Origin of the sequence: Rhodanobacter caeni (assembly GCF_039523575.1) — a bacterium.
In the GTDB taxonomy this organism is placed as follows: domain Bacteria; phylum Pseudomonadota; class Gammaproteobacteria; order Xanthomonadales; family Rhodanobacteraceae; genus Rhodanobacter; species Rhodanobacter caeni.
On the sequence record NZ_BAAAFO010000003.1, the window covers coordinates 742,925 to 760,768 of the forward strand.

Annotated in this window: 14 protein-coding genes; 10 read left to right on the forward strand and 4 right to left on the reverse strand. The window is 69.7% G+C overall.

Translation table 11 applies throughout. The features are described 5' to 3' along the window. Positions 1-50 precede the first annotated feature (50 nt). The 7 genes from ABD017_RS12040 to ptsP all read left to right on the forward strand — a co-directional run bounded on the left by ABD017_RS12040 (position 51) and on the right by ptsP (position 6,718). Positions 51-1,511, forward strand: coding sequence for an RNA polymerase factor sigma-54 (locus ABD017_RS12040; RefSeq protein WP_343882988.1), 1,461 nt, complete (start codon positions 51-53; stop codon positions 1,509-1,511). A 139-nt stretch (positions 1,512-1,650) separates the two neighbouring features. After that, positions 1,651-1,974 carry a ribosome hibernation-promoting factor, HPF/YfiA family gene (gene hpf / locus ABD017_RS12045; RefSeq protein ID WP_343882989.1) on the forward strand — a complete coding sequence of 108 codons (324 nt, stop codon included), beginning with the start codon at positions 1,651-1,653 and terminating at the stop codon, positions 1,972-1,974. Positions 1,975-2,219: 245 nt separating this feature from the next. Then, the gene (gene hprK, locus ABD017_RS12050; protein ID WP_343882990.1) at positions 2,220-3,170 is read left to right on the forward strand and encodes an HPr(Ser) kinase/phosphatase; all 951 of its coding nucleotides are present in this window, start codon (positions 2,220-2,222) and stop codon (positions 3,168-3,170) included. Positions 3,171-3,174: 4 nt separating this feature from the next. Next, complete coding sequence (gene rapZ, locus ABD017_RS12055) at positions 3,175-4,080, forward strand: RNase adapter RapZ (RefSeq protein ID WP_343882991.1); 906 nt, start codon at positions 3,175-3,177, stop codon at positions 4,078-4,080. 70 nt (positions 4,081-4,150) lie between these two features. Continuing rightward, positions 4,151-4,543 (forward strand): PTS sugar transporter subunit IIA, encoded by a 393-nt coding sequence (locus ABD017_RS12060; RefSeq protein ID WP_343882992.1) that lies wholly within the window; start codon positions 4,151-4,153, stop codon positions 4,541-4,543. An 8-nt stretch (positions 4,544-4,551) separates the two neighbouring features. Further along, positions 4,552-4,821: an HPr family phosphocarrier protein gene (locus tag ABD017_RS12065; protein WP_343882993.1), complete on the forward strand. Its 270-nt coding sequence runs from the start codon at positions 4,552-4,554 to the stop codon at positions 4,819-4,821. A gap of 157 nt (positions 4,822-4,978) precedes the next feature. Beyond that, positions 4,979-6,718 carry a phosphoenolpyruvate--protein phosphotransferase gene (gene ptsP, locus ABD017_RS12070; protein WP_343882994.1) on the forward strand — a complete coding sequence of 580 codons (1,740 nt, stop codon included), beginning with the start codon at positions 4,979-4,981 and terminating at the stop codon, positions 6,716-6,718. Positions 6,719-6,814: 96 nt separating this feature from the next. Here ptsP and ABD017_RS12075 read toward each other — a convergent pair whose 3' ends face one another. After that, positions 6,815-7,699, reverse strand: coding sequence for a LysR family transcriptional regulator (locus tag ABD017_RS12075; RefSeq protein ID WP_343882995.1), 885 nt, complete (start codon positions 7,697-7,699; stop codon positions 6,815-6,817). A gap of 87 nt (positions 7,700-7,786) precedes the next feature. Here ABD017_RS12075 and ABD017_RS12080 point away from each other — a divergent pair, with 87 nt between their 5' ends. After that, positions 7,787-8,818 (forward strand): YeiH family protein, encoded by a 1,032-nt coding sequence (locus tag ABD017_RS12080; protein WP_343882996.1) that lies wholly within the window; start codon positions 7,787-7,789, stop codon positions 8,816-8,818. 167 nt (positions 8,819-8,985) lie between these two features. Here ABD017_RS12080 and ABD017_RS12085 read toward each other — a convergent pair whose 3' ends face one another. Beyond that, entirely contained in the window at positions 8,986-11,325 is a 2,340-nt protein-coding gene (locus ABD017_RS12085; RefSeq protein WP_343882997.1) for a hypothetical protein, read from the reverse strand. Between the two features lie 92 nt (positions 11,326-11,417). On the opposite strand from ABD017_RS12085, the gene ABD017_RS12090 reads away from it, so the two are divergent. Further along, positions 11,418-11,978 carry an ECF-type sigma factor gene (locus ABD017_RS12090; RefSeq protein ID WP_343882998.1) on the forward strand — a complete coding sequence of 187 codons (561 nt, stop codon included), beginning with the start codon at positions 11,418-11,420 and terminating at the stop codon, positions 11,976-11,978. Beyond that, complete coding sequence (locus ABD017_RS12095) at positions 11,975-14,395, forward strand: protein kinase domain-containing protein (RefSeq protein WP_343882999.1); 2,421 nt, start codon at positions 11,975-11,977, stop codon at positions 14,393-14,395. The genes ABD017_RS12090 and ABD017_RS12095 overlap by 4 nt, the downstream gene beginning before the upstream one ends. A 108-nt stretch (positions 14,396-14,503) precedes the next feature. Here the strand turns inward: ABD017_RS12095 and ABD017_RS12100 are convergent, their stop codons facing one another. After that, positions 14,504-16,165, reverse strand: a complete 1,662-nt coding sequence (locus tag ABD017_RS12100; RefSeq protein ID WP_343883000.1) for an outer membrane protein assembly factor BamB family protein — start codon at positions 16,163-16,165, stop codon at positions 14,504-14,506. After that, positions 16,162-17,787: a hypothetical protein gene (locus ABD017_RS12105; RefSeq protein ID WP_343883001.1), complete on the reverse strand. Its 1,626-nt coding sequence runs from the start codon at positions 17,785-17,787 to the stop codon at positions 16,162-16,164. The genes ABD017_RS12100 and ABD017_RS12105 overlap by 4 nt, the downstream gene beginning before the upstream one ends. Positions 17,788-17,844 lie beyond the last annotated feature (57 nt).

Sequence of the window (17,844 nt, forward strand, 5' to 3'; positions counted from 1 at the left end):
CTTGCCAGCGACCGGTTAGGATGGTTGCCAGCCCACTCGACCGCGTTGGCATGAAACCCGCATTACAGTTTCGCCTTCATCAGCAGCTGACCCTGACGCCGCAATTGCAGCAGGCGATCCGGCTGTTGCAGTTGTCGCAGCTGGAACTGGAGGCCGAGCTGCGCCAGATCGCCGAAGGCAATCCGCTGCTGGAGTTCGCCGACGAGGCCGAGAGCGAAACGACAGACGACGAGGACGACTACACCGTCGCCGAAAGCGTCGCCGAGGCGCCCAGCGTCGAGCACGACGTCAACGATCCGGCCGACGACTGGGCCGACACCGGCGGCAGCGCCGAAGCGCCGATCGACTTTTCCAGCAACAGCAGCAGCGCCGGCAGCTCGCCGGGCCCGCGCGGGGATGAAGATTTCGAACCGCAGAACGCGGCGCCGGAAACCCTGCAGCAGCACCTGATGTGGCAGCTCAACCTGTCCTCGTTCACCCCGCGCCAGCACGCCATCGCCGTGGTGCTGATCGATGCGCTGAACCCCGCCGGCTACCTCGCCGAAGGGCTGGACGCCGTGCTGGCGGCCTTGCCCGCCAGCCTCGACGCCAGCGTGGAGGAGATCGAGGCGGTGCGCCGCCAGCTGCAGGTTTTCGACCCGGTCGGCGTGGCCAGCCTCGACCTGCGCGATTGCCTGCGCGTGCAGCTGGAGCAGTTCGACCCGGCCACGCCGCACCGCGACCTGGCGCTGCGGCTGATCGACGGCGAGCTGGAACTGCTGGCGCGCAACGACATCGCCAAGCTGGCCCGCCACCTGCGCGCCGCCGAAGAGGACGTGGCCGCCGCGGCCCTGCTGATCCGCAGCCTGGACCCGCGCCCCGGCGCCGCGCTGGACACCACGCCGGTGGAATACGTGGCGCCGGATGTCTACGCGGTGCGCGACGGCAACCACTGGCGCGTGAGCCTGAACGCCGACGCGCAACCCCGGCTGGGCCTCAACCAGCATTATTGCGGCCTGATCGCCCAGGCCCGCGGCGAGGACGCCAGCTGGATGCGCGGCCAGCTGCAGGAGGCCCGCTGGCTGATCAAGAGCCTGGAATCGCGCGCCGAGACCCTGATGAAGGTGGCCAACGCCATCGTGCGCCAGCAGAGCGCCTTCCTGGAGTACGGCCCCGAGGCCATGCGCCCGCTGGTGCTGCGCGAGGTGGCCGAGGAGGTGGGCATGCACGAATCGACCATCTCACGCGTCACCACGCGCAAGTACATGCACACGCCGCGCGGCACGTTCGAGCTGAAATACTTCTTCTCCAGCGGCGTCTCCACCGAGGATGGCGGCAGCGCCTCGGCCACCGCGATCCAGGCCATGCTGCGCAAGCTGATCGACGCCGAGGACAGCCGCAAACCCCTGTCCGACCAGGCCATTGCCGAAGAACTGCAGCGCCGGGGCATCCAGGTGGCGCGCCGCACCGTGGCCAAATACCGGGAGGGCTTGCGCATACCCAGCTCCAGCGAACGCCAACGCGCCGGTTGAACGGCCCGACAGCGTCCCGAAGGAACTTGCCAGCGGCCGAAACGTCCCCACTACATGAGTGTGATTCAACAGACATGCCGGCCCCACGCAGCATGTCCACCCGCCGCGCAACGCGGCACTGCACCAGAGGAGGCGACCCATGCAACTCCAACTCAGCGGCCAGCAGATTGAAGTCACCCCGGCCTTGCGCGATCACGTCAGCGGCAAGCTCGACCGTCTCACCCGCCTTGACGAAAAACTGATCGGCCTGGCCGTCGTGCTGGTCGTGGACAAGCTGCAACAACGTGCCTCGGGCACCCTCACCACCACCGGCGCCACCCTCCACGCGGAAGCCGCCGAGGCCGACATGTATGCCTCCATCGACGTGCTGTTCGACAAGCTGGTCGACCAGTTGCGCAAACATCGCCAGAAAGTCAGCGACAAGCATCAGCGCCAGGCGCGCGAAGTGCGCCAGTACGGCTGACACCGGCAACGGCGGCAACGCGGCGCAGTCTCGCCGCGTTGCCGCCAGCCCCTTCCGAAAGCCCGCGGCGGCGCCGACCGAACCGCCAGCCCGCGCCCCGCGCCGAAGCCGCAACGCCACTCCGGCAATGCCCGCATCAGCACGAAACAACCAACGCCGTCCGGACGCCCGTTCCGCCAAGCTGGCACAATGTCCCTTCACCGCCGCGGCATGCCGCCCGGCCGGCAATCGCGAGGGACATACGCTTGGATCGGCTCAGCGCCCGCCAACTCTACGACAACGTCTACGAGCGCATGGCCCTGCGTTGGGTGTCGGGCATGCGTGGCGAATCGCGCGCACTGGAACCCGGCGTGGCGCAGGCACGCCGACCCTCGCTGATCGGCTACCTCAACGTCATCTACCCGAACAAGATCCAGATCATCGGCACCGAGGAGCTGAACTTCCTCGACAGCCTGGACTCGCGCCAGCGCTGGGAGGTGATCCACAAGATCGCCGCGCACCAGCCGGTGGCGTTGATCGTCACCAAGGACCAGTCGGTACCCTCCGACCTGCGCGAAGTGGCCGAGGAAACCAACACCCCGCTGTGGAGCAGCGCCAAGCGCGGCCACGAGCTGCTGACCTACCTGCAATACCACCTGGCGCGCATGCTGGCCGCCAAGGCCACCTTGCACGGCGTGTTCCTGGAGGTCTTCTCCATCGGCGTGCTGATCACCGGCGAGGCCGGCTCGGGCAAGAGCGAACTGGCGCTGGAACTGATCAGCCGCGGCCATCGCCTGGTGGCCGACGACGCCACCGAATTCACCCTCATCGCGCCGGACGTCATCGACGGCACCTGCCCCGAGCTGCTGCAGGATCTGCTCGAAGTGCGCGGCCTCGGCGTGCTCAACGTGCGCGAGATGTTTGGTCATACGGCCGTAAAGACGTCCAAATACCTTCGTCTCATCGTGCACCTGAAACCGCTGCGCGATGGCGAGGAAACCGACGCCATGACGCGCATCACCGGCGACATCGGACATCGCGACATCCTCGACGTGGCGGTGCCGATGATCACCATCCCCGTGGCCTCGGGCCGCAACCTCTCGGTGCTGGTCGAGGCGGCGGTCCGCAACCACGCACTGAAAAGCAAGGGCATCGACCCGGCACAGACCTTCATCGACCGCCAGGCGCACCAGATGCACCGACTGCCCCCATGGTGAACCCGTGAACGACGAAAACACTCCCCTGCTCAATCCCCTCGTGGACCCGCACGAGATCCACCTGATCGTGCTCACCGGCGTTTCCGGCGGCGGCAAGACGGTGGCGTTGCGCGCACTGGAGGATCTGGATTTCTACTGCGTCGACAACCTGCCCACCGCGCTGGTGGCGCCGCTGGTGAACGCGGTGATCCAGGGCAAGGGCGGCAACCATCGCCGCATCGCGGTGGGTGTGGACGTGCGCAACCGGGGGGTCGATTTCGCGCAGATGCCGAACGTGCTGTCGGAGCTGGCCGGCGCGGGCGTGCAGGTGCACCTGATCTTCATCGACTGCCGCGACGATGTGCTGATCAAGCGCTATTCGGAAACCCGCCGGCGCCACCCGCTGGCCTCGCGGCGGCGCTCGCTGGGCGACGCGATCACCGAGGAGCGCCGCCTGCTGCGCCCGCTGATGGCGATTGCCGAGAAGGTGATCGACTCCAGCGAACTGAACGTGCACCAGCTGCGGCGCCTGGTCGCCACCGGGTATGCGCAGGCCACCGAGGGGCTCACCTTGATGTTCCAGTCGTTCGCGTTCAAGCGCGGGCTGCCGCTGGATTCCGATTTCGTGTTCGATGCGCGCTGCCTGCCCAACCCGCACTGGCAACCCCAGTTGCGGCCGCTGTCGGGCAAGGATGCGCCGGTGCGCGAGTTTCTCGAGGCGGAGGCTCTGGTGGGCGAATACTTCACCGACACCGCGCGCTGGCTGGATGCGTGGCTGCCGCGCTTCGAGCAGGACGATCGCAGCTACGTCACCATCTCCATCGGCTGCACCGGGGGGCGCCACCGCTCGGTCTACCTGGTGGAAAAACTCGCCGCGCATTACCGTCACCGGCGCGAAGGCGTGCTCACCTTCCACCGCGAGCTGGATTGACGCCGATGCCACGGCAACGCCTCTTTGCCCCCGCCTGCCTGGGCCGCGCCGCGTTCGCGGGGAGCCCGCCATGAGCGTCGGCGTGCTGTTGATGACCCATGAGGCGGTCGGCCATGCGCTGATCTCCGCCGCGCACCACGTCATGCCGAAGTTGCCGCTGCAGGTGCTGGCGGTGGAAGTACCGCCGCAGGCCGACCCGGACGTGATGCGCACGCTTACCGCGCGCCACGCCCGCGAGCTGGACCAGGGCGACGGCGTGCTGGTGCTGGCCGACCTCTACGGCGCCACGCCGTGCAACATCGGCTTGTCGCTGGGCGCGCTGGGTGTCCACCTTCGCTGCGTATCGGGCCTCAACCTGCCGATGCTGCTGCGCGTACTCAACTATGCGGACAAATCGCTGGACGAACTGGCCGAGATCGCGGCCAGCGGCGGCCGCGGAGGAATTTTCATCGATCATGCGTAGCGCCATTTATGCTTGAGCAGGACATCGTGGTGTCGAACCGCCTGGGCCTGCACGCCCGCGCCTCGGCCAAGCTGGTACAGCTGGTGCAGGGCTTCAAGGCCACCGTATGGCTGGTCAACCGCGGCCGCGAGGTCAACGCCCAGAGCATCATGGGCGTGATGATGCTGGCCGCCGGCATGGGCACGCCGCTGACCATCCGCGCCGACGGCCCGGACGAGGAACTGGCGCTGGCGGCCGTGGTCGAGTTGTTCGAGCGCAAGTTCGACGAGGGGGCATGAGGATGAAGGCGGGGAACGGGGAACGGGGAACGGGGAACGCATCCGCCGCGGCAAGTTGCCGAGGCGCGGTGCGACTGATACGGCGGCGGTGCGCCGCCGCGGCCCCGCATGTTCCCCGTTCCCCATTCCCCGTTTCCCACCCCACCAGGAGCCAACGTTGAGACACCTCCTGCCCGGCACGATCGCGGCGCGCGGCATGGCGCTGGGCCGGGCGCGGCTGGTCCAGCCCAGCCGCTATGCCGTCGACAACCGGCCGCTGGCCGAGGACGAGATCGAGGGCGAGCTGTCGAACCTGCATCGCGCGCTGGACATGGCGCGGCAGGAATTGCGCGAGCTTCGCGGCAAGCTGCAGGGCACGCTGGCGCGGGAGGTCAACGAATTCATCGACGCACACAGCCTGCTGCTGGATGACGCGGAGTTGCTGCGCGGGCTGGACGACCTGGTGCGCGTGGGCCACTACCGCCCCGGCGCCGCGCTGAAAAAGCAGCGCGAGAAGCTGTCGGCGATGTTCGAGGCGATGGACGACCCCTACCTGCGCAGCCGCAAGGAAGACGTCGAGCAGGTCATCAACCGGGTGATCGCCGCGCTGCAGCGCCAGACCAGCCCGGAGGAGCGCAAGCTGGCCGCGCGCGTGGGCGAGATCCTCGTCGCCGACTCCATCGCGCCGGCGGACATGGCGCAGCTGGCCGGCAACGGCCTGCTCGGCGTGGTCGCCAGCTCCGGCAGCGCGTATTCGCACAGCGCGATCCTGGCGCGCAGTCTGGGCTTGCCGATGCTGGTGGGCACGCGCGATGCGCTGTCGCACATCCACGACGACGACCTGCTGCTGCTGGATGCCGAGCGCGGCGAGGCGGTGGTACATCCCACCGCGCAGGATCTGGTCCGCTATCGCGCCTGGCAACGCGAGGCGGTGATCGAGGGCCGCCGCCTGGCCCTGCTGGCGAACGCGCCCACGCGCACCCGTGACGGCCTGGACATCCGCCTGCTGGCCAACGCCGAAAGCCCCGCCGACGTGGCGCTGGCGCGCACCCGCGGCGCCGATGGCGTGGGGCTTTACCGCACCGAATTCCTGTTCCTGCGGCACAAGGACCTGCCCTCCGAGGACGAGCAGTTCATCGCCTATCGCGACCTGGTGCTGGGCATGGGCGGCCTGCCCGTCACCATCCGCACGCTCGACCTGGGCGCCGACAAGGCCGACGCGGCCGGGCTGGTGATGCAGGGCGAGGAAAACCCCGCGCTGGGCGTGCGCGGCGTGCGCCTGTCGTTGCGCTACCCGGCGGTGTTCTCCACCCAGATCCGCGCCATCCTGCGGGCGGCCTGCTACGGCCCCGTGCGCGTGCTGGTGCCGATGGTGACCCAGCCGGACGAACTCATCGCGGTGCGCACGCTGTTCAAGCTGGCGCGACAGGAGCTGAAGCGCGAGAACATCGACCTGCCCGAGAAACTGCCGCTGGGCGCGATGATCGAAGTGCCGGCCGCGGCAATCAACGTGCGCGCGCTGATCGAACACGCCGATTTCCTCGCCATCGGCACCAACGACCTGGCGCAGTACGTGCTGGCCGCCGATCGCGGCAACGACGCGCTGGACAACATCTACAGCCCGCTGCAGCCGGCGCTGCTGCGCCTGCTGTCCCACGTCATCAGCGCCGGGCGGCGCGCCGGCAAACCGGTGAGCCTGTGCGGCGAGATCGGCGGCGACGTGAACTTCACCGCGCTGCTGCTGGCGCTGGGGCTGTGCGAATTCAGCATGCATCCGGGCCAGATCCTGCTGGTGCGCGACCGCCTGGCCACGCTCGATCGCGGCGCCCTGCGCCATCACGCGCCGCGCCTGCTGCGCGCCCACACGCACGAGCAGGTCGCCGCCCTGCTGGCCGAGATCAGCGACGCCGCCGCCTGATATCTGTAGGAGCGACTTCAGTCGCGACGCTTTTCCCCGCGCCCGAAGCGAGAGCATCGCGACTGAAGTCGCTCCTACAAAAAGAATGGGACGTTTTCAGCGGTGAGTGCCGGCGTCGCGGAGAAACGCATCCAGCAGGGCGCCGCGGTATTTCTCCTTGTGCAACAACAACGACAGCTTGCGGCGCAGGTCGAGGAACGGCGTTTTCAGCGCCTTCAGCCGGCCGGTGGCCAATGCATCGGTCAGCGCCACCTCGGGCAGGCAGGCAATGCCCAATCCGGCCGCCACGGCCTGCTTGATCGCCTCGATCTGGTCCAGCTCCAGCACGGTTTCACCGGGCGGCAATTGCGACAGCACGCGCTCGCTGGTGGCGCGTGTGGCCGAGCCGGGCTCACGCAGCACCCAGCGGGCGCCCACGAAATCGGCGGGTTTCAACCCGCGTTTGCGCGCCAGTGGATGGTCCGGCGACGCGCACACCACCAGGCGGTCATCGCGCCAGGGGCGAATCTCCAGCGCCGGATGCGTCACCGGCCCCTCGACGCAGCCCACGTCCAGGCTGTGGTCGATCACGCCGGCGGCGATCGTGGCGGTGTTGCCCACGCGCAGGCGCACGGCCACCTGCGGATGCGCCCGCACGAAATCGCCGAGCAGCTCGCCCACCCGGTAATTGCCCACGCTGTTGCTGGCGCCGATGCGCAACTCGCCGCCCAGCTCCACGCCCTCGCCGCCGCGACGCGCGAACTCGGCGTGGCGCTCCAGCAGTTCCTGCGCCAGCGGCAGCAATTCGCGGCCGCGGGCATTGAGGCGCAGGCGGCCGCGCTCGCGGGCGAACACGGGCGAGCCGAGCTGCCGCTCCATTTCGGCCAGCGCCATGCTGGCGGCCGGCTGGGTGAGGTGCAGGCGTTCGGCGGCGATGCGCACGCTGCCATGCAAGGCCACCTGCACGAAGACCTCGAGTTGCCGCGGGCTGATGTTGATCATCAGTCGATCTTATACGGCATATCAAATATTCCAAATTTTTCTGATCGCCGACGGCAACCACAATGGGCGCGTCCCCACGGAGTCCCCATGCACGCCGCCGTTGTTTCGCCCACCCATCCACGTACCGTCCTGCCCGGCCTGGCGCTGGCGGCGGTGCTCGCCATGGCCGCCCTGCTGCTGGGCCGCTGGCTGCCGCTGATCGGCGGGCCGGTGTTCGGCATGGTGCTGGGCTTGCTGCTGCGCAGCGTGTTGGCGCCCGGCGCGCGGTTTGCACCGGGCATCGCGTTTGCCAGCACCACCGTGCTGCAGGCGTCGGTCATCCTGCTCGGCTTCGGCCTGAGTCTCGATCAGGTGGTGGCGACCGGCCTGCGTTCGCTCTCGGTCACCGTGGTCACGCTGAGCGTCGCATTTTTCAGCGCGTGGACGCTGGGTCGCTGGCTCGGCGTACACGACAAACTGAAGATCCTGGTCGGCGTGGGCACGGCCATCTGCGGCGCCTCGGCGATCGCCGCGGTGACGCCGATCATCCAGCCGGACGAGCATGACACGGCCTACGCGATCACCACCATTTTCCTGTTCAACATCGTGGCGGTGCTGCTGTTTCCGCTGCTTGGCCACCTGCTGCACATGAGCGATCCCGGTTTCGGGTTGTGGGCCGGCACCGCGATCAACGACACCTCGTCGGTGGTGGCCGCCGGCTACAGTTTCAGCAAGGCCGCAGGCGACTACGCCACCATCGTGAAGCTGACCCGCGCCACACTGATCATCCCGGTGTGCCTGGTGCTGGCGCTGGTGGCGGCCATTCGTGCGCGGCGACAGCGACAGCTCGACGGGTCGACCCGCCAGTTCAGCCTGCGGCGCATCTTTCCCTGGTTCATCCTGGGGTTCCTGCTGGCGTCGGCGGTGCGCACGGCCGGGCTGATTCCCACCCTGATCCAGCCCGACCTGCACATGGCCGCGGAATTCCTGATCGTGGTGGCGCTGGCCGCCATCGGCCTGTCGGCGAACCTGCGCAGGATGATCGCCAGCGGCCCGCGCCCGATCCTGCTGGGCCTGGGCGTGTGGATCGCGGTGGCCTCGGCCAGCCTGCTCATGCAGTGGGTCATCGGGCAGCTTTGATTCCGCGCCTTCGCTGGGTCGCATGCGCTTGTTGCGCGGTGTTTGCCGCCGCATCGCGCGTTCGGGACCGGCGATGAGCGCGAATTCAACGGTATGGACAAACGCGCATGGCGTACGCCACGGGTAGGGCGTGGCGCGTCGAGCTGCGCCACGCCTGGTCGGGTGGATTACAGGTCGAAGCCGAAGCCCGCGCCTGCCGAGGACTCGCCACCGCCGAATGCCGCGCCCACGCTGAAGGAGCCGCTGTCGCCGATGCGCTTGCCGTAGCCGATCGACATCGCGCCCTGGCCCCCCTGCGTGCCGATGCCTACCGCGATGCGCCCGCGCGCACTGGCGCCGATCGCTGCGTTGACGGCCATCTGCGTCATGGCGCTGCCCATCGCGCCGACCCGGTCGATGCGGCGGTCGGTCTGGATGAAACGGCGGTCCGTTTGCTGCTGGAACTGGTGGAAGGTATCGCTCCACGACGCGAGCTTGCGGTCGGTATAGCCGTTGGCGGACGCCAGTGTCGTGCTGGCCTTGGTATCGGTGTACGCCTGCGATGCGGTCAGGGTGGCGGCGTCGCCGGCATCGGCATGCGCATTGGCCGAGGCCAGGCTCGTCGCATCGCCCGCGTCCACGTAGGCGGTGTCCATCGCCGAGGAGCCCGGCGGGCCGGCAGGGCCAGGCGTGCCGGAGCTGCCGGCGAGCAGGGTGAAGCGCGAGTCCACCGCCGCGAACGCGGAGGCCACGTCATGGAAGTCGCTGCCCTGGATGGTGAAGGTCGGCGCGACGAACGTACCGCCGGCCCACGCCGCGCCGCCGCCGAAGGCGGTCATCATGCCGGAGAAATCCGCGAAGCCACCGGCCGTGGCAATGGTCGCGTTCAACTGGCCCACGTTCACCGCATCCGTCGCCTGGGTGCCCGCGGCGACGTGGATGATCTGGTGTTCGCCACCGCTGCTGCCCACCGACACCGCGTAGTCGCGGTCGGCCATCGCCTGGTAGCCGATCGCGGTGCTGCCGGTGTTCAGGGCCTGGCTCTGGTAGCCGATGGCCATGCTGTAGTCGCCGCTGGCGGTGTTGTCCAGGCCGAGAGCACCCGCCCGGTCGCCGCTGACCGCGTTGCCGTAGCCAAAGGCGCTTCCCAGGTTGAGGCTGGTGACGGTGTTGGCGATGCCGAAGGCGCTGTTGCCGGTGCCTTGCACGGTGTTGCCCTTACCGAACGCCTCTGCATCTTCGCCCGTGGTGGTGTTGTAAAAGCCGAAGGCGACGTTACCGCTGCCGGCCGCGGTGTTGCCGAAGCCGACGGCGCTGCTCTGGAAGCCGGCGGCATGGTTCTCTAGTCCGATGGCAATGCTCTGGTCGCCCTGCGCCAGCACCGCGCCGCCGATCGCCACCGAGAACCGACCCAGCGCACGTGCGGTTTCCGTGCTTCCGGAGCATTGCCCCAGCGACGCGTCGCAACTGGTATCCAGCCCGTCGGGCCCGACGTTGTAGTTCAGGCCGCCGTCTCCGTTGAGGTCGTCCCAGCTCGACAGGGCCAGGCTGCCCTCGCCGAGCGCCAGGCCGGCCAGGCCGATCGCGCTGCTGTTGGTCGATGACGCGACGTTCCAGATGCCGATGGCGCTGCTCCAGTCGCCCAGCGCGCCATTGGCCACGCCCGCGGCGTTGGCATTGACTGCCGATGCGGTATTGCCATTGCCGACCGCCGAACTGAATTCGCCGGAGGCGAGATTGCCCCGGCCGACTGCGACGCTGAAGGCCGCCTGCGCCTCCACGCCGACGCCAAACGCCGCGCCCTCCTCTCCGCCGGCCAGCGCATTCGTGCCGAAGGCCGCGCTGTTGTCGCCGCTGGCCTGGCTGCCCACGCCAACGGCCGCACTCATGGTGCCGGTGGCAGTGGTGGTGCGTTCGCCGGCATCCAGCACGCCGTTGCCGTTGAGGTCGGTCCAGCTGCCGATGGCGACGCTGTTGCGGCCACTGACGAAATTGCCGTCGTTGGTGCCGGCGACGCTGCCGACGCCCATGGCCACGCTGGAGTTGTCGATGGCCGACGTCCCGGCGCCCACCGACACGCTGCTGGCTGCGCCCGCGAAACTGGTCTCGCCCGCGCCACCGTCAATGCCGCCGTTTCCGTTGCGGTCCCACCAACCCGAGAGCACCACGCTGCCGGCACCGTAGGCGGCTCCGTTGAAGCCGAAGGCGCTGCTGGCATAGCCGCTGGCAAGGTTGACCTGGCCAAAGGCGCTGCTCTGGGTGCCCGTGGCGGTGTTGAAGAATCCGAAAGCGCTGCTGTAGGGCGCGCTGGCGTTGTTGAGTTCGCCATAGGCGCTGGCCATATCGGTACAGGTGGCGTTGTCCTGTCCGTTCTCGTTGCCGGCATCGGTGGAGCCACCGATCGGGCTGCCGCTGCTGTCCTGGCACGCGGGATCGGCGGCATGTGCCGGCATCGACAGGACCCCGAGCAGGGCGAGGCCGAGGATGGACAAGGCCGGCAGGTGCCGGCGGTGAAGACTGGCGTTCATGGTGCTCCCCTTGGATGTCACCGGCGGTTCTGCCGGCGTGGTGGAGGTATGCGAAACTCCGCCGCAAAACCGGACACGGGCGGGGACAGGCCATGGAAACGAGCGCAGGCACCGAGGTCACTGCATGGCTCAACCGTGCCCGCGCGGGCGACGCGGCGGCGCTGGATGCCGCCTACTGCGCCGTGTACGAGGAGCTCAAGCGCGCCGCGCGGCTGCAACGCCGGCGCATGCGCGACGACTTCCAGACCACAGCGCTGGTGCACGAGGCCTATCTCAAGCTGGCCGGTGGCGCGCGGCTGGCGGCGGTCGACCGCAACCACCTGCTGGCGCTGTCGGCACGCGCGATGCGGCAGGTGCTGGTGGACGATGCGCGCGCGCGCAAGGCCGACAAGCGCGGCGGCGGACAGGCCGCGCTGACCCTGACCGCCTCGCTCGGCAGCGGCGATGCCGCGGCGATCGAGGTGCTGGCGCTGGACGAACTGCTGACGGCATTGCACAAGCTCGACGCGCGCGTCGCGCAAATCGTGGAGCTGCGCTATTTCGGCGGCTACGAGGAAACCGAGATCGCGGCGATGCTCGGCATCACCGACCGCACGGTGCGCCGCGACTGGCGCAAGGCGCGCGCCTTCCTGCTGGCGGAAATGGGCGCATGAACGACACCGTGCGCGGGCAGCGTGCGCTGGCGATCTTCGACGCCGTCGCCGACCTCGACGGCGAGGCGCGCGAGCGGCGCCTGGCGGCACTGTGCGAAGGCGACGCCGCGCTGCTGGCGCAGGTGCGCGCCCTGCTTGCCGCGGACGCCGAAGCAACGGACCCGTTCGGCAATGCGCCGCGCTGGAGCGAGGCGATGGCGACGGACGCCACGGAAGGCGAGCGCCAGATCGGCCGCAGCATCGGCGCGTGGCAGATCGTCGGCATCATCGGCCATGGCGGCATGGGCGCGGTCCACGCGGTCGAACGCAGCGACGGCGCCTACGCGCAGCGCGCCGCGCTCAAGCTGATCCGCGCCAGCGCGGACACGCCGGCCGCGCACGAACGCTTCCTGCGCGAGCGGCAGATCCTGGCCGGCCTGCAGCATCCCAACATCGCCACCCTGCTCGACGGCGGCTTCAGCGCCGGAGGCGAGCCGTATTTCGTGATGGAGCGGATCGAGGGCGAGCCCATCGACCGCTGGTGCGACGCCCGCCGGCTCGGCCTGCGCGAGCGCATCGTGCTGTTCCTGCAGGTGCTGGACGCGGTGCGCTACGCGCATCGCAACCTGGTGGTGCACCGTGATCTCAAGCCGTCCAACCTGCTGGTGGACGCCGACGGCCGGGTGAAACTGCTCGACTTCGGCATCGCCAAGCAGCTGCAGGACAGCGGCGCCACCGCCACCCTCGACCGCGCGCTGACCTTCGAATACGCCAGCCCCGAGCAACTGCACGACGCGCCCATCACCACCGCCACCGACCTCTGGCAGCTGGGCGTGATCCTGCACCGGCTGCTGTCAGGCGCGCACCCGTTCGGGCTGACCCGCGACACCCCGCTGGCCAGCCAGCTGCAGCAGCTCGAGCGCGAACCCGAGCCGCTCACCCGCGCCGCCGCGCAGGCATCGGCGGAGCAGGCGGCACGGCGTGGCGGCATGAGCCCAGCGTCGCTGTCGCGCGCCCTGCGCGGCAGCCTGGCCGACATCGTGCAGGCCTGCCTGCGCCGCGACCCCGAGCAGCGTTATGCCTCCGCCGACGCGCTGGCGAGCGACCTGCGCGCGTGGCTGGACAACCGCCCGATCGCCGCCGTGCCGCTGTCGCGGATGCAGCGCACGCGGCTGTGGCTGCGCCGCAACCGCGTGCTGGCCGCCGCCACCGCCGCGGTCGTGGTGGCCCTGCTCGCTGGCACCGGCGTGGCGCTGTGGCAGGCCGGCGAAGCCCGCGCGCAGGCGCGCATGGCCGAGCAGCGGCGCGGCGAAGCCGAGCGGCAAAGCGCCAACGCCCGCGCCGCGATGCAGTTCCTCACCGACACCTTGAACGCCGCCGCACCCGAGAACGCGCTTTCCACCGAGGTCAGCGTACGCCAGCTGCTGGATACGGCGCGCGCGAAGCTGGATGAAAACACCCAGGTGGATGCGCGGGTGAAGCAGCCGGTGCAGCGGATGCTGGGCCAGCTGTACTACTCGCTGGGAGAGCCCCGGATCGCGGCGAAGCTGTTCGAGCAGGGCATCAGCAACGTCGAGCCGGTCGAACGCGGCGAGGCGCTGGCCTTCGCGGTCGACCTCGATTACTACTCCGGCGCGCTCGGCAGCCTCGACCTGTACGCGCAGAGCATGGCCACGGAACAGCGGGCCGCCGACCTGCGCCAGCACTTCGCTCCCGATGACACGGGCCTGCGGGTGCTGTCGCTCGACGCGCTGGGGTATGCCCAGTACAAGCTGGGCGATTACGCGAAGGCGGCGCAAACCTACCGGGAAGGATTGGCGCTGGCTGGAACCATGCGCCAGCCGCCGGTAGACGTGGTCATCAATTCGAGCCAGATGCTGGCCTACGTGCTGCTCGATTCCGGACAGCCCGGCCAGGCCCGGCAGGTGGCGGAGGACGGCCTGCGTTTCGCGGCGGCACACGCGGTGCCCAGGCACTCGCCGCTGTGGGTCAACCTGTTCCGGGCCCAGGGCGATGCCTATTTCGAGGGCGGCGATGCGCAGAAGGCGGAGCGTCCGATCCGTGACGCCATCGCGGTGCAGGAGGCAAGCATCAGCAAAGGCTACCGGCTCGGGACGCTGTACAACTCGCTGGCCCGCGTGCTCGAAAAACTGGGCCGGCACGACGAGGCGATCGCCGCGTGGCAGCACGCCATCTCGCTGCTGGCGGACGCGGGCGCAGGCGCCATCGACCTGGCGAGAAACTGGGGAAGCGTCGCGATTGCCCATGCCAAAGCGGGCAACCTGGACCAGGCGAGCGCGGCCTACCAGCGCGCGGTGAACCTGCTTGACGCCGCCCCTGACGCTGGCGCCAGGGCCGAACGGGAGCGTATCGAGCAGAAGCTCGATGCCTTGGCGCAGCGGCCGGCGCGCAAGCCGGTGCCGCCGGCAGGCAGGTAGTCCGCCGCCGCTGCGCGGTCCCCGTTGGCGCGTGCGTATTCGCGGCGAGCGGCTTGTCCGCGGCGGCGGTGGGAACAGCGGTGGCGGAAGGGGCGTGCGGGCGCCGGGTCATTGCAGCTTGAAGGCGCCGGTCAGGGTCACGCCGTAGATCGCGCCGTCGCTGCCGATGCGCCAGGCCGGGCCCTGCGAGCCGCGCCGGCGGGGATCGGGCTCGATGCCCCAGCCGCCGTCGAGATCCAGGTTGTGTCCGGGCACCGTGGTGGTCCACAGCAAGGTGCCGGATTCGCCATCGAGCCCCTGCAGGCGATAGTCCTGGCCGCTGCCACTGGCGGCGGGCACGCGTTCGGACACGTAGAACACGCCGCCGGCGGAGGCCAGCAGCCGCGCCTGCGCCGACACCGGGCGGCGCCACGCCAGCGTGCCGTCGGCAAGGTGATACCCCCACAGTTCATGCGTGCCGTCACGGCGCACTTCGGCCACGAGCATGCCGGCAACCGCCACGCGGTTGTCGATGGCGATGCCCGCGACCGGACGGGTGGTCCACGCCTCCGCCCCGGTGCGCGGGTCCAGCGCGCGCAGGGCGTCGCCGTCCGACGCCGTGCCGTTGGCCGCGGCGCCGAGCAGGCCCTGCACGCGGATGATCGCCTTGCCGCCGGCCACCATCGGCGTGCCATCGTCGGAGCGCCAGCCCTCGCCGCCGCCGCCGCGCTCGGCCACCGGTTGGCGGTCATGCCGCCACAGCGTTTGCCCGCTACGCAGGTCGATGGCATGCAGTTGCCGCGTCGGCGGTTCGGCCTGGTCCAGGCTGCGCGCCGACAGCAGCAGGATGCCGTCCACCAGCGCGGACGGGCTGAAGGTCGGCTTGTAGTGCCGGTCGTCCTCGGCCATGGCCAGGCGGAAGCCGCGGTTGCGCCACAGCACCCGGTCCAGCGTCGGGCTGAAGCCGACCAGGTTGCTCACGCCGTCCTGCTTCGACTGGTTGACGCCGGTGAAGCTGCCGCCGAGTCCGCGCAGGGCGACGTTGGCCGCGGGCTTGAGCGATCCGGCGATGCGTCCTGCCTTGACGTCGAGGACGTAGTAGTCCGCCGGACCGCCATCGCTCCTGGGATAGACCAGCAGCACCTGGCCGCTCGGCAACTCGAAAAAGCCGACGTTGCCGGTGGTGCCGCGCCGGTTGCCGGTTGCACAGACGCTGGCGATCCGCCACACCGTCTTGCCGCTGCGCATGTCCAGCGCCGAGATGCCGGCGTTGTCGTCGTTGTTGCAGCTGCCGGTCAGCATCAGGTTGCCGACCAGGAAGGGCGACCAGGCGCCCCACCAGCCCGGCCTGGTTTCCCACGCCAGCTTGGGCGCGACCAGCAGCGGCGGCGCCGCAAACTCCCGGCTGTTGCAGGTACTGCCGTAGACGCTGCCCATCGCGCCGGGACCGTTGCATACCGGCCATGGCGCCGCGGAACGCAGCCGGGCCAGGGCGGTTTCGCGGGCAGCCGGCGAGTCATCGGCCACGACCCCGCCGGCCACCCCGCGTTCGACGCGGCCGCGCTGGTTGGCCGATTCCGCGATGCGCCCCTGCGCCCGGTGTTCGATCTCCTCGGTGGCCTGTTTCGCCGCCTGCTTCACCGTCTGCTTGAACAGGCCGCCCAGGCTCTGCGCCGGAGCCGGAGGGCTGGTGAATGCGCAAACCGCCAGCGCGCAGGCCAGGGGCGCCGCTCCGCGCCATGGGCACAGGGCGTGCGGGTGGCGCACCCCCGCGATCGCACGGCCGCTCACGGCGCACCTCCGCAGTCCTCGACCGGCGTCAGGGTGAACCGCTCGCCGCCGCTGGTGGTGCGCGACTGGCTGCCGGCGGTGGTGGTGCCGCCGCCGCTGGTGGTCATCGTGCCGGGCTTGTCCTCGCCGTTCGGAAACACGATGGCGTAGCTGCCGTGCGCCTTCCAGGACAGGCCGGGGATGTTCGGCGTGCGCACGAACCGGTAGCTGCCGCTCAAGCCGCCGCTGAACTCCACGCCGAACAATTTGCCATTGAGCACGAACGGCTTGTCGATGGCGCAGACCACCTGGTCGACCGGATCACCGCCGCCACCGCTCACGCGATAGCCCGACTTGCGCGTATCGAAATCCAGCGTGGCCTTGCCCACGCCGCGCCTGCTGCGCGCCTCGAAGTCGATGCTGGCGCTCTGCTCCTTTTTCTCCGGGTTGGCGTAGTCGAACTTCGCGTCCGCCCTGACCTTGCCGGTGGGGTTCAGCCGGTTCGCGCCGTTCAGGCTGGCCTTGATCGTGCCGCCGGTGGGCATGCCGTCGGCTTTCGCGCGCGGCTCGGCGAACAGCGTGTAGGCGGTGTTGGGGCGCGCGCCCTTGCGCTTGGTGGGGTCGCTGCGCACCTGCAGGTCCACGCACTTGCCGGATTCCCAGGCTTTCCTGGCCGCATCCAGTGCGCTCATCGCGGCGAACCTGCCGACCTTGGCCAGGCCCTGCGCCAGCTGCACGTCCTCGTCGGTGACGCCGTGGCTGCGGCCGTTCACCGTCGATCCCATTTCGTTGCGGCTGGTGGAGAGCGTATCGGTCACGTCCACGCGGCTGCCCGCGCCGGTGCTCTGTTCGACGTGCACGTCCGAGTCCATGTCGTCGTCGATCAGGTTGGCGTCGTCGTCCAGATGCTCGACCAGCTTCGAGCTGACCTTGGTCTGCGCGCTGCCGTTACCGGCACCCAGGTCGGAGAGGGATTCGAACTCGACCTCCACCTTGCCCTGCGCGTCGGGGCAGGCCACGGATTTGACCCGGGTGGTGACCTTGCCCTTGAGGCCTTCGGGGAGTTCGCCCTCGAACGTCGTGGTGGTGGTGTAGCCGTTCTCGTTCCAGTCGACCGTGGCCGTGCCGCTGGACGTCTCCACGGTGTCGCTGCCCGAGCGGTGGCCCTCTTCCTGCCCGCGCTCCCAGGCCTGTTCGCCCGCCGCGCCCTGGATGCCGGCAAGCGCGGTGGACGCAGCGGTTCCGGCCACGCCGGCATCACCGCCGCTGCCATAGCCACCACCGCCGCCGCTGTGCTTGTCGAACAGGGTCGGCAAGGCCGCCGCCAACGCGGCCGACTTGAGCTCATACGAGGCATACAGGGCACGCAAGGCCGCATCGGCCCTGGCTTCGCCGCCCAGCGCCGCATCCAGCCCGCCGGCCTTCATCAGGCCGCGGGTCAGCGGGTATTCCAGCCGGGTCGCCTGGCGCGGCAGCGCCTGCGGGCCCTGTGCCTGCAGGCGGGCGAACTCGGCCTTGACCGCGGCTGCCGGCGTGGGAGGTCGGCTGGCGGGCGGTGCGGCGGCCTGCCCGCCATCCTTCGGCGCGCAGGCAACCAGCCCGAGCAAGGCAAGGCACAGGGAAGAATGGCGTAGCGCGTGCATGGGAAGCATCCGGTGGTTGGGCTTCTCCGGATAGCGGAAAACCGCGGGCACAGCGGA

Coding starts and splice junctions, on each gene's coding strand:
- ABD017_RS12060 (WP_343882992.1), top strand. CDS start 4,151: ATGAGCGTCGGCGTGCTGTTGATGACCCATGAGGCGGTCGGCCATGCG.
- ABD017_RS12075 (WP_343882995.1), bottom strand. CDS start 7,699: ATGATCAACATCAGCCCGCGGCAACTCGAGGTCTTCGTGCAGGTGGCC.
- ABD017_RS12105 (WP_343883001.1), bottom strand. CDS start 17,787: ATGCACGCGCTACGCCATTCTTCCCTGTGCCTTGCCTTGCTCGGGCTG.
- ABD017_RS12040 (WP_343882988.1), top strand. CDS start 51: ATGAAACCCGCATTACAGTTTCGCCTTCATCAGCAGCTGACCCTGACG.
- hpf (WP_343882989.1), top strand. CDS start 1,651: ATGCAACTCCAACTCAGCGGCCAGCAGATTGAAGTCACCCCGGCCTTG.
- ABD017_RS12085 (WP_343882997.1), bottom strand. CDS start 11,325: ATGAACGCCAGTCTTCACCGCCGGCACCTGCCGGCCTTGTCCATCCTC.
- ABD017_RS12065 (WP_343882993.1), top strand. CDS start 4,552: ATGCTTGAGCAGGACATCGTGGTGTCGAACCGCCTGGGCCTGCACGCC.
- ABD017_RS12095 (WP_343882999.1), top strand. CDS start 11,975: ATGAACGACACCGTGCGCGGGCAGCGTGCGCTGGCGATCTTCGACGCC.
- ABD017_RS12090 (WP_343882998.1), top strand. CDS start 11,418: ATGGAAACGAGCGCAGGCACCGAGGTCACTGCATGGCTCAACCGTGCC.
- ABD017_RS12080 (WP_343882996.1), top strand. CDS start 7,787: ATGCACGCCGCCGTTGTTTCGCCCACCCATCCACGTACCGTCCTGCCC.